The following is a 7,126-nucleotide window of genomic DNA, read 5'->3' as shown; positions in this document are numbered from 1 at the left end:
GTTCTACCGACTGAACTATGGAGGAATTGTGTTCCCTTGAGAACGAGGTGAATAATAGCGAGAGAGAGGGCAGTTGTAAAGTAAAAAAAATAAAATAATAGCTTAAGTGGTTAAAAAATAACTGATTTGTGTGTTTTATCTAAAATTATACCTATTTGGGCACAGTATATATACTGTGTTGATATTCTTACCGCCCTAAAAAGCCACATTCTGCCATATCATAAGTAAAAAAAGAGTCACTTAAAGATCATTTTGCAGCAGTGTCTTAAAATTAGACAATGAATAAAAGTGATAAATAAGAAAAGAAATAATGGGCATTAAAAAAGCAAAAAGCCCGCATAAAGCGGGCTTTTCTAAATTTGGCTCCTCCAACTGGACTCGAACCAGTGACATACGGATTAACAGTCCGCCGTTCTACCGACTGAACTATGGAGGAAGCGTGTTCTCGTGAGAACGAGGCGAATAATAGCTATCCTCTTTTCCCTTGTAAAGCAAAAAAACAAAAAAAATGTTTGTTTGCTCAAGAGTGCACCGTTTTGTTGTTTTTTTGATAAAAAAGTATAAAAAATAAATAGTTATATATAGATATCGCTGATGAGCATGAAAGGCTAGTAGGGACTAGTTTATTTAGAAAAGCAAAAAGCCCGCATAAAGCGGGCTCTTTTAAATTTGGCTCCTCCAACTGGACTCGAACCAGTGACATACGGATTAACAGTCCGCCGTTCTACCGACTGAACTATGGAGGAATTGTGTTCTCTTGAGAACGAGGCGCATAATAGCGATGATATATCAGGGTGTCAACGTTAAAAAATAGATTAATTAACTGTTTGATTGGTTTATGGACAATATGGCTAAAAAATGGTTAAGGTTCTCCGTGTTGTGTGCAATAACACGGAGAATTTCTCATAGTATTAGACTTGGGGTGATAATTTTTCTGACGAAATCGGTTTGGTGATGGGATCGAATGCGATTAAATACACGTCATAAAAGTGTATCTCTTGTTTTGTGCGTATAATGTCATTGATGTCTTCTTTTATTTGCGCTGGGATAGCCGGGTGCTGGCGTATCTCATTAATCGCTTCATCAGATAATTTTTCAAAAGTATACCATTCACCGTTATAGCAAACTCTAAGGTCAAGAACGCCGATATCATCAAACTTATAAATAGGTTTGATATCAAATAGCAGTATTCCTGCCATCACAATAAACATCAAAGTGAAAAGAGTCAGCGAAATGACCCCAAAGTAAGGAGAGTAAATAAGCAAAGCGGCCAGTAATAAATATGACAACACCATACTGACGCAAAGCCAAATATGATTTTTTAAAAATTGGCTATTAAAGTGTGGTTTGCCATCACGCTTTTCTGCGGCATTAATACGTGCTAAATCACGCTCTAAAATGTCTTTTAATACATTCATTGTAAATACCTTAAAAGATGAATGTTGCAAATTTGTTTCTTAAGAATAGATTATCATGGAGACAGGATCAGCAGATAGAACAGTTTTTTTAAATTCGACGCTTAACTGTTATTGTTAGTCTCTTAAGACTATTCCTACTTGCTGTTAATAATTGCTATAAAATATCAAATAAATTTTATACACAGTGACAAAAATAGAGGCGAATTTGTATTTTTTATGTGCAATTTGCATTTTTTTAATCTTTCAATGCATAAAACTATTGCTATTAACCCTGTCTCATGCGTTAATGAGTAAGGCCTAAATACAGACCTGATTTATGATTGACATTCTAAGTTAATGAGTTTTAAACAGCATCGCTTTTTGACCGTTTTCTTCATGTGTGCCCATAAGTTATAGGTAGTTCAGGCCAGTAGATGCCGAGAAGGCAACGTTTTATTGATATATAGGAAAGTCACATGTCTGACAAAATGAAAGGTCAAGTTAAGTGGTTCAACGAGTCTAAAGGCTTTGGTTTTATTACTCCAGCAGACGGAAGCAAAGACGTATTCGTTCACTTTTCTGCCATTCAAGGTAACGGTTTCAAAACTCTGGCTGAAGGTCAGAACGTAGAATTCACAATTGAAAACGGTGCAAAAGGTCCAGCAGCTGCTAACGTAACAGCTCTGTAATAAAAGCCTTTTAAAAATTTTCTTCAAGCCTGTCACCTTCTGGTGGCAGGCTTTTTCTTTATGGGTAAAATAAAAAGAAGATAATGAGAATTTTTATCAGGAGTAAAAATGAACGTTAATGATCATGTTGTAGTAAAAACGGATGGCTGTGAAGATCGTCAAGGAACCATTTTACTGATTGAAGAATTTAATGAAGGCATTATGTACTTGGTTTCACTGCCTGAATATCCGAATGGTATTTGGTTTTTTAATGAAAAAGAAGGTGGTGAAGGCACTTTTGTTCGACCAGTACAACAAAAATGATTGGTTTAGGAAGCGTTCATTTACATTGTGCAATGGCCTATTTATACTACCAGCCAAATTTTGACGAAGAGAAAACAGATGGATACGCAAAGTAGTAAATTAATGCAAAAAATAAATTGGTAAGCCGTTTTCTCCGCTAAAACTGCTTACCTACCGGTGGGCAGTGCACTTCTTGAACCTCGTTTTACATAGAATCGCACTAACCTTGAGATGCTCTTATTACTAAGAGGTGATTTTATGTGCTATGTTTTTTTCTCCTTGTTTCCTCCTCCTAGATTGCTGTAGCCAAAGATCCGTTGTTGTATTACTTCATTAGCCGTATAACGGCGTGTTTTTTTAGCCATTGTTTATGGAGGAAATTAAAATGGCTATGACTCCTTATATCTTAAATTTGGTTGTTGCAATGTGTCTTGGTGCTTTGATTGGTGCCGAAAGACAATGGCGTCAAAGAATGGCAGGACTTCGCACCAATGCTTTAGTGGCGACCGGTGCTGCGGTATTTATCTTAAGCTCCATTGAAACTTCACCCGATAGCCCAGGACGGATTGCTGCACAAGTGGTTTCTGGTATTGGTTTTTTAGGCGCAGGGGTGATTATGCGCGAAGGAATGAATATTCGAGGTCTTAATACCGCGGCGACACTTTGGTGCTCTGCGGGCATTGGTGTGTTATGTGGACTTGGACTCTATCCACTTGCTACCGTAGCGACATTGCTTATTCTTTGTGCCAATATTCTATTACGGGAAGCGGCTCAACGAATAAATGCCCAACCGCAATATCAAGCGACAGATATTGAACAACGCTATTCTATTCGTATTGTTTGTGATACCCACGATGAAGTTTTGGTAAGAACACTTATTTTGCAAGCCATAAACGGTTTACACGTGAGATTGCAATCATTAAGTAGCGCAGATACACCAATGCCTAGTCAATTAGAAGTTTGTGCTGAAGTGTTGGCTACCCCAGCTGAGCAAAAAGAGATAGAAGCCATTGTTTGCAGGATAAGTTTAGAAAAAAGTGTCAGTGCAATTAATTGGAAAATTGCTTCTGAGCATCCTGCTTAATACTTTATGGATATAAAATATAATACTTTGTGAGTATAAATAGAGGTTATCCCCACAGCAATAGAGCTTGTTAATGTGTTTTATAAGAATAGTGGGGATAATATCAACAAAAGTAGAATATAAAACAATAACTGAAAACGAGGGAATTTAGCTTATTTTAAACGCTATTTAATACAGTTTAGCATTATAAATAATAGAAAATTAACTAAGTATTAATACTGGTGGTTAAAGGTAACCTATTTCATATGTGTAATTATTCATTGTGAAACTATGTTTATAGCTGAATAAGATCGATAACATGTATCATCAATCTTTGTTTAGATGAAAGAATAAAGTTATCTATAATAAAAAACCATTTATCAATGGAAACTTATTTTAAATCAAAAAACGCATTTTAAAATTATGTTAAGCCGAGTAGGCGGGTAGGCTTTCCTACTAAAAACCCATTTGATGAGTCTATTAATTGTCCTAGCACACAAAATCGTTACTAAAGGGCTTAAGACAAGATGCATTTACTTACATGCCTCTATTGAAAACTTTGGTGTCGTACATATCACTCGATGATATTCTCAAACAATTTCAATATATTCGATGAATTATTTATCATTATTCTTTATTTGACGATCGTTAACCTACTGCTTTTTGAGAAATATTTTTGATAAAAGTGCACTTAAAGCAAGTCAGGGGAGGAGAAAAGTTGTGTAGATGACACAGCAGGGGGCTACAGTAAAGCTGATGAATGGGGGGAAGTGTTGATTGTTGATACATATCATTAGGATATAAATTCTTTTTTGTAAACAAGCTGTAGGGGAAATGCTACCAATAAGTAATCTTATTATACTGGTTGAAAAAACATACTAATCTATTTATTGTATAAAATATCTATTTCAATATTACATTATTTATATCTTTATCAAGAAGATGAGTCTGACTTATAGAAGAAAAAAATCATCGAATAACGAAATAAATGCACCATTGTAATTTCTATTAGAAATAATTAGAGGCTTATTTTTCGTATTATATCATGATACAAAAATGATTAAAAAGATTAAGTAAAAGTACGGGGAAAAGAAAATACTAAAGGTTAGCGAGAATCAAAAAGAACATGGTCGATAAAAGGCTAATCGACTTCTAAACTATTGCTCATGTTATTGGGCGTTGTTACGTAAATAATTATAGTTGATGGTGACAGAAAGATGGCTAACAATATTTTTATCTTATTTGTTACATAAAAATGAGATCGTTGAGTAATGAGTTGCGTAACTGAGGTTATTTGTTTTTATGATAAAAAATAGTGATAAATAACTATTTTGAATAAATTTGTTATATCAATCTACTTATTGTGTGTTGTCTGTCAAAAAGTTATTTCCTACCAATTCTACTCTTTATTTGAGTAATGTTGATGATAATCAATATCACAATAAATAAAAATGATAAAAATAAGTTTGCTTTTTTGTTTAAAAAAGCAGTCTTTTTATCAATACCTTTCTTAGAAGAACCCATCTTCTCTTTTGTTAAGCATTGATATTAGCTGATTAGCGCTAAGAAATGGCTAAGGCTACTCTTCTCAAACCATCGGAAAACATGCTTAAAAAAAAGACAAATAAAAATAAAAAACGTATTATTTTTGGTCGTAAATTAAGCTATCTTATCTGTCATATATAAAAAAAGTAACATTTGCTATTTTACAGTTTATTAATGATGATGATTGAGTAGGCAATAAGAGGTTATTTTGATCAAAAATAGTTGTTAATATTGACATTGGATAAATGATTTATACAAATGTTAATATTTAGGTGGTGAGCGTTAAAGCAGGATAGGGATTGATCAAATTGCAAATGAGTAAGTTGGAATTTCCATTCTAAATTTTCTATGTCTCAATCATTTTGAAAGAAGAGATCGGTAAAACTTTTTTGCTGAAAATGAAATAGTTATTTCATTTGTAGCCTATTTTTATCAGAATAACGGATAAGAAATAAAAAAATCACACTGATTATTTATAATAAATTAATTATTTATTATTTTAATAAAATCAATCTGTTTTTTTTACTTATTGATACTATGTTATTTAAATAATAGCCTGTTTTTTTTATTTATATGTGTTTTTATTTTTTTATATAAATGTAATGGCTGAAATATAAAAAATAAATTATTTTTGTTTATATTAAGTATAAGTCAAATATTATATATTTTTTTTATCGAATTTAATTGGGTAAATAAAGTTATTATTATTACTTTATATTTTTAAATGAGGTTTTTTCTCCTATGGATTTATATTTGTTTTTCTAAAAAAACTTGGTAAGTAATTTGACTGTTACGTAAAAACCATAAATAAATCTTACCTGTATTGTCATGTTTTTTTATATTGATTAATCTTTGTTCAGTGAAACACGTATGAAGAGTTATATAGCTTTATTATTTTACACTTTTAGTTATTGATTAGTAATTTTTAATTATTTATTAATAAAACTTTTATGTGATAGAAATAAATATTCAATAATTTATAAGGTAAGATGCATAACTAGGAATTTAATTTTGTATAACTTATCCTGCTAATGTAAGAGTGTTATGTTTTATCTTTATGAATTTTAAGTGTAATTTTTTTTATTTAATTAATTTATAAAATTAGATAACTCAAATTAATTATGATTGGTTGTTTTTTATGCCAATTGTAAATAAAAAGTGATCATTTATGGTGTTTTCGGTAAATGACTAAAAAAACTATATCTATAGAAATATTTATTAAACACAAGTGCTTTGTTCAGACAAAGATGAGGAGGAGCTATGGCAATATATGTTACTGTGATCGAAAAAAACTTCAATTTTAGATTTGTCAATTTTTTATGCTGTATTTTTAGGTTTATAAGTTTAATAGATCGTATAAAATAAAAAATTATCATTAATATTTTAATTTGGGTAGATTCGCTTATTAATTCTCAGCAAGTTTTATTACTAATATTACTTGAATAGTTAATGAACTAATTCCATAATAATGATTATCTTTTTGTGATGTAACTCACATAGTATTTAAATTAGACTACTTTATCCGTTGAATAACTTAATCATTAAGGAGTAAAGTTATCTCGTTAGGATTATTCTTAACGTGATATATTGGCGAGCATTTAAAATCCTTTTTAATTTAAATGTTTTTCTCGCTACTTTTTGAAATGATCGTAATCAAGTAATACAAGGTAGTGTTACTACGAGTCATATTCATAAAATGGGGCCTGGAAATTCAATATACATTTATATTAATTTCCTCGGGATCTTACTTTAAACAAGATCCTCTTTGTTCAATATAATCGGACGGGATGTAAAGAGATGAGTACGGTTGAATTGCTTAAGCATATTTATGACATAAATTTATCGTATTTGCTTTTGGCGCAGAGGTTAATTAACCAAGAAAAGGCTTCCGCAATGTTTAGACTGGGTATCAGCGATTCTATGGCTGATGCACTAAAAGAGCTAACATTGCCTCAATTGGTTAAGTTGGCTGAAACAAACCAACTAATCTGTAATTTCCGGTTTGAAGACAGCGAAACAATAGAACAACTCACTAAAGAATCCAGAGTGGATGATTTGCAACAAATTCATACTGGTATCCTTCTTTCTTCTAACTTGTTCCGTCAACTATCGGAACATGATACCTCTGCTACAAAGAAACGGGCATAACA

The 7,126-nt window shown here is 31.8% G+C and carries 5 protein-coding genes and 3 tRNA genes (1 of these 8 only partly in view); 4 read left to right on the top strand and 4 right to left on the bottom strand.

What is annotated here, in order from left to right; genetic code table 11:
- From HMPREF3129_RS04655 to HMPREF3129_RS04640, 4 genes are all read right to left on the bottom strand, one after another.
- Positions 1–25 (bottom strand) — tRNA-Ser (locus HMPREF3129_RS04655); it reaches 46 nt to the left of the window's first position.
- Positions 26–360: 335 nt separating this feature from the next.
- Positions 361–436 (bottom strand) — tRNA-Asn (locus HMPREF3129_RS04650).
- A gap of 234 nt (positions 437–670) precedes the next feature.
- A tRNA-Asn gene (locus HMPREF3129_RS04645) sits at positions 671–746 on the bottom strand.
- A 165-nt stretch (positions 747–911) separates the two neighbouring features.
- Positions 912–1,418, bottom strand: coding sequence for a YlaC family protein (locus HMPREF3129_RS04640; protein WP_004243574.1), 507 nt, complete (start codon positions 1,416–1,418; stop codon positions 912–914).
- Between the two features lie 455 nt (positions 1,419–1,873).
- On the opposite strand from HMPREF3129_RS04640, the gene cspE reads away from it, so the two are divergent.
- From cspE to flhD, 4 genes are all read left to right on the top strand, one after another.
- Positions 1,874–2,086, top strand: coding sequence for a transcription antiterminator/RNA stability regulator CspE (gene cspE, locus HMPREF3129_RS04635; RefSeq protein WP_004243573.1), 213 nt, complete (start codon positions 1,874–1,876; stop codon positions 2,084–2,086).
- A gap of 108 nt (positions 2,087–2,194) precedes the next feature.
- Positions 2,195–2,389: a protein DsrB gene (dsrB, locus tag HMPREF3129_RS04630; protein ID WP_004243572.1), complete on the top strand. Its 195-nt coding sequence runs from the start codon at positions 2,195–2,197 to the stop codon at positions 2,387–2,389.
- Positions 2,390–2,753: 364 nt separating this feature from the next.
- Complete coding sequence (locus HMPREF3129_RS04625) at positions 2,754–3,452, top strand: MgtC family protein (RefSeq protein WP_004248352.1); 699 nt, start codon at positions 2,754–2,756, stop codon at positions 3,450–3,452.
- Positions 3,453–6,773: 3,321 nt separating this feature from the next.
- Entirely contained in the window at positions 6,774–7,124 is a 351-nt protein-coding gene (gene flhD, locus HMPREF3129_RS04620) for a flagellar transcriptional regulator FlhD (protein ID WP_004243568.1), read from the top strand.
- Positions 7,125–7,126 lie beyond the last annotated feature (2 nt).

Origin of the sequence: Proteus sp. HMSC14B05 (genome assembly GCF_001808035.1) — a bacterium.
Lineage (GTDB): Bacteria > Pseudomonadota > Gammaproteobacteria > Enterobacterales > Enterobacteriaceae > Proteus > Proteus mirabilis.
This window is presented reverse-complemented; position numbering and strand designations above follow the sequence as displayed.